We start from the raw sequence: 895 nt of genomic DNA, 5'->3' as shown, positions 1-895 counted from the left end.
GTTGCGGGGCGGCAGGATGGGCTGATCTGTCGTGGGCAGGCGTTGGCGCTGGGACTCACGCGGCATGAGGTCGACAACCTTGTCGCCTTCGGGCGTTGGCAGTCGCTCGCGCGAGCCGTCTACCTTCCGCAGCCCATCTCAGCGGTGCAGCCGTCCCGGCGCCAGCAGGTCCGGGCCGTGTTGCTGTCGCTGGGGCCAGCGGCGTACGCGGTGCTGGGAACCGCGGCCGAACTCCACGGTATTTCCGGCCTGGCGTCAACCGACGAGATTCACATCGGCCTGCCGGGGTTGGCCGCCAAGCGGGCGCGGGCTGGGCAACCGCACGTCGTGCTGCACCAGCTGGAGCATGCGCCGAACGCGCTTGTCACGCTGAACGGGTTGCCGGCCACTGACGCCGTCTCCACGGTCAGCGACGTCATCCTGCGGGTGGGGCGCTACCCGGCCGTCTCGGTGCTGGACTCGGCGTTGAACCGAGGCTTGCTGGCCGAAACGGACCTGGCGTCGATAGCACGCCGGATCAGGCGCAGACGGGGTGCGACGGCAGCACGCGGCTACCTCGCGGAGGCGGACGGGCGGGCCCAGTCTCCGCTGGAGACCCGCTCCAGGCTGCGCTGCGTCGACGGCCGGGTGCCGCCAGACGTGTTGCAGATAGAAGTACGCGACGACGACGGATACCTACTCGGCATCGGCGACCTCGGCTGGCGCGCCCCCAGAGTGATCGCCGAAGCGGACGGTCAGGGCCCACACAGCACACCGGACGCGATCTTCGCCGACCGCCGTCGCCAGAACCGCCTGACCAACGCCGGCTGGACCATTCTCCGCTTCACCTGGCAGGACACCCTCGACCCCGGCTACATCCCCTGGGTAGTCCGCCAAGCCCTCCTGTCTCTTATAC

1 protein-coding gene is annotated in these 895 nt (G+C 69.6%); it reads left to right on the top strand.

Annotation, left to right across the window (positions count from 1 at the left end; translation table 11 throughout):
- Positions 1-144 precede the first annotated feature (144 nt).
- Positions 145-895: endonuclease domain-containing protein (locus C1I93_RS30755; protein WP_309148229.1), on the top strand; the 751-nt coding region annotated here is incomplete at its 3' end.

The sequence above is a fragment of the Micromonospora endophytica genome (assembly GCF_003236305.1).
Classification (GTDB): Bacteria; Actinomycetota; Actinomycetes; order Mycobacteriales; family Micromonosporaceae; genus Micromonospora; species Micromonospora endophytica.
This window is presented reverse-complemented; position numbering and strand designations above follow the sequence as displayed.